4 protein-coding genes are annotated in these 3,642 nt (G+C 60.9%); 1 reads left to right on the top strand and 3 read right to left on the bottom strand.

All coding sequences use genetic code 11. The annotated features are described in order from the left end of the window. Positions 1 to 188: 188 nt before the first annotated feature. Positions 189 to 1,031, bottom strand: a complete 843-nt coding sequence (locus AC1D1X_RS18320; RefSeq protein ID WP_477698830.1) for a DUF2726 domain-containing protein — start codon at positions 1,029 to 1,031, stop codon at positions 189 to 191. 173 nt (positions 1,032 to 1,204) lie between these two features. Then, positions 1,205 to 2,542, bottom strand: coding sequence for a hemolysin family protein (locus tag AC1D1X_RS18325; protein WP_477668096.1), 1,338 nt, complete (start codon positions 2,540 to 2,542; stop codon positions 1,205 to 1,207). Between the two features lie 23 nt (positions 2,543 to 2,565). Between AC1D1X_RS18325 and AC1D1X_RS18330 the strand changes: the two genes are divergently transcribed. Beyond that, positions 2,566 to 3,432, top strand: coding sequence for a symmetrical bis(5'-nucleosyl)-tetraphosphatase (locus AC1D1X_RS18330; RefSeq protein ID WP_477668097.1), 867 nt, complete (start codon positions 2,566 to 2,568; stop codon positions 3,430 to 3,432). Here the strand turns inward: AC1D1X_RS18330 and AC1D1X_RS18335 are convergent. Next, positions 3,429 to 3,642: YhjD/YihY/BrkB family envelope integrity protein (locus AC1D1X_RS18335; RefSeq protein WP_477698831.1), on the bottom strand; the 214-nt coding region annotated here is incomplete at its 5' end. The two genes, AC1D1X_RS18330 and AC1D1X_RS18335, sit on opposite strands and share 4 nt — an antisense overlap.

Here is a 3,642-nt window from a genome sequence, read left to right on the forward strand (position 1 = left end):
TCTATCAAGGAATCCATGCGCAGCGGCGCAGCGCAGGGCTGGTATGAACAATGGTTTTTAAAACCCATGAAACCGGGCGGCAAACCGCTGACAACCGTGATGCCGGCGGAAACGAAGGCATTGTTTGACACCGCGAAAGCAAATTGAGTAGAGCCTGAAGGCCGCAACACCGCTACGGCTTTAAACGTTCAGGCGTTGGTGCCGTTCGGCGTATCCGGCTCTTCCGGTGTGATGAAAGAGTCTTCCCACTGCACAGCAAAATTGTGGTCGGCATTGTCATGAACAATGCCTGAACCGGTACTGAGCGGGTCGAAATTGGTGAACCGTATCCTGCGGTTGCGTTCCAGCTTGGCTTGCAGGCTGYTTCGGGCTGCCGCGATGTCCATGCTGGCGACTTTTGGCGCGTCCTCCAGGAGGGTTCCGTTGGCTGCACGCATGGTATCGGGCACGGTGGCCATGGCATCGGCGTCGGCATCCACCTCAACTGGCAAGGCCAAGGGAGGCTCGCCCAGCACGGCGGGTTCGTCGTCCGACAGGTCGATTTCTCCGAGGAACGCCGCGCGAACATCTTCCAGGGAGGGAAGGTTGCTCGCACGCACGACGGCGTAGGCAATCCCGCATTCTTCAAACAGCTTGCGCTTGAGGTCGCGGTTACTGGCCTTGAGCCCACGGGGACCGGGAACATCCAGGCAACCAATGACGGTTCCATCCGCGGCGCATACAGTGAAAGTGCAGTAAACGGTTTTCAGCAATTCAAAGGAACGCTGCCCTTCGGCTTCGGTTCGCGGCGAGACAAAGCGGATGACAGGGACTTTGATCAGGACATGGTGGTCAAAAAAGGCCCGCTGAAGCCAATGCCACACGTCCTGTTCGGCCTCCAGTAGCAGTGGCCTTGGCTGCAGGTGCCAATGCGCGGGAAGGCGCCGTTTTTTGCGCGCGGAACGCGCCAGCCAGCCATGGTGGCAGGCTGCTCCCGTCGCCATTGCAGACACCGCCGTCGCAGTGAGCGCCAACACAAAAACATCAAACATGAGTGCCTTAACTTTTTTTCAGTTTAAACACAGCCCCGTTAAGTTACAACTATTTACGTATGAAGGTGTTGTGAACGCGACTCATATTGAATCCAATCTACCTAAAAGCGGCCTTTTTTCACATATATGTTCCGCCAATACAACCCAAGTGGTCTACTGGTAGAAACAGATATTTACATATTGGGATCGACCGGGATGGGGCTGGCCAGGATCTTGTCGATCCGCTTGCCATCAAGGTCAAGAACTTCGAAGCGCCAGCCCGCGCATTCCACCCGCTCGGCGGTTTTCAGCAACCGCCCCGAAACGCTTTGAAGCAGGCCAGCCACCGTGTTGTAACGCCCCCGGCCTTCCTCTGGCAGTTCCCTGATATCCAGACGGGCCTTGAGTTCGGAGACAGGCATGACACCGTCAATGAGCCAGCTGCCGTCCTCCCTTTCGGTCGCCCACGCGTCCATCTGCGCGCCGGGCTGCAATTCACCGGTGATGGCTTCCAGCATGTCCATGGGCGTCATGAGACCCTGCACAACCCCGTATTCATCGACCACAAACACAATGCGGGTGGAGCGGGCCCGGAACTGCTCCAGCAATTCCATGCCCGTGAGCGTTTCCGGCACGAAGACCGCCGGCACTGCATAAGCGCCGATACGGTCGGTCACTGAAGGCACTGCGCCTGCGCCCTGGGTTGATGGCACAGGCTGGATCTGGCCGCGCAGCGCGAGCAACTTGGCCACATTGACCACGCCCACCACGTCATCGAGGCTGCCGCGGCACACGGGATACCAGGAGTGGCCGGTGGCGCCGGCCTTGTCGATGGCTTGGGCAATGGTGTCGGAAGCATCGAGCCACTCGATGTCGGAACGCGGCAGCATCAGTGAAGTGAGCAGGCGGTCATCCAGCAAAAACACGTTTTGCACCATCTGGTGTTCATGTTCCTCAATCAGGCCGGCGTCCACGCCCTCCTCCAGGCTGGCTGCGATTTCTTCTTCAGTGACGGCCCGGCCGGCGCTGTTGTCGATACGCAGCAGCTTGAGTACCGCCTGCGTGCTGATGGACAGCAGCCTGACGAAGGGCTTGAAGCCCGTCGCCACCCACATCATGGGCCTTGAAACCAGGCGTGCGACGGTTTCCGGGTAGAGCTGCCCGATGCGTTTGGGCACCAGCTCGCCAAAGACGATGGTGATGAAGGTGATGACTGTCACTACCAGCGCGGTGGCAGTAATCTCGGACGCGCGCGGCCGCACGCCGAAGGTCTGGATCCACGCTGCCAGGCCGCTGCTGAAAGCCGCCTCGCCAATAATGCCGTTGAGCATGCCGATGGAGGTGATGCCGACCTGCACCGACGAAAGGAACTGCGTGGGATTGTCCAGCAGTCCCAGCGCTGCCAGCGCCCCCTTGTCGCCGGATTCGCCCATGGCCGAGAGCCGGGCTTTGCGGCTCGAAGCCAGTGCCATCTCCGACATGGCAAACACACCGTTGAGCAAGGTCAGAAAAGCAATCAGGAAAAAGTCCATGGGGCCTGGCGCAAAATAAACACATGTCACTTTACTGTATCGGCGACCTGCAGGGTTGCCACGCACCTTTTCAGCGATTGCTGGACAGGATCGATTTCTCCCCCAGCCGCGACACTCTCTACATCCTTGGCGACCTGGTCAACCGCGGCCCCGGCTCCCTTCAGGTGCTGCGCAGCCTCTCGGCATTGGGCGACGCTGCGCAATGCCTGCTCGGCAACCACGACCTGCACCTGCTGGCTGTGTGGCAAGGCGTGCGCAAGCCGGGCCGCAGCGACACCGTACAGGACATCCTCGAGGCCAAGGACAGCCACGCGCTGCTCGACTGGCTGCGCCACCGCGCCATGGCCATCCATCGCTACGGGTGGCTGATGGTGCATGCGGGCGTGCTGCCGCAATGGACTGCGGCGCAAACCGTGGCGCTGGGCTCAGAGGTGGAGCAGGTGCTGCGCGGCAGCCATCTCAAGGACTTTCTGCAGGCCATGTACGGCAACACGCCTGATCACTGGAGCGACAGCCTGCAGGGCGCCGACAGGCTGCGGGTCATCGTGAACGCGCTCACGCGCCTGCGTTTTTGCACACCCGAAGGCGTGATGGACTTCAGCAGTACCGACGGCCCCGGCAGCGCGCCAGAAGGCCACCTGCCCTGGTTTGATGTTCCCGGCCGGGCCACAGCAGATACGCCGGTGGCGTTTGGCCACTGGTCTACGCTGGCCAGCAGCAAGAACAGCACACCCACCCTGCGCAACAACACCTTGCCACTCGACACCGGCTGCGTGTGGGGCGGCTGCCTGACGGCGGCCAGATTGGGGGCGGCGCCCGGCGAGTTTGAACTGGTCAGTGTGCAATGCGAAGAAGCGCAAAAACCTGGCAAGGCCGGCAAGTCGGCTTAAACCGGTTGCCGCGCGGCACTTGCCTCATCCGCCCAGGCCCGGGCCATGCTTGCAGCCAGCAACAGCACAGCCGACGAAAAGTAAATCCACATCAGGATCACCACCAGTGAGCCCGCCGCGCCATAGGCCGACACAATCGCAGCGGTCGAAAGATAAAAAGCCATCAGGTGCTTGCCGACCGCAAACAGGATGGCCCCCGCGGCGGACCCC

It is taken from the genome of Polaromonas sp. P1_G4 (assembly GCF_056405475.1).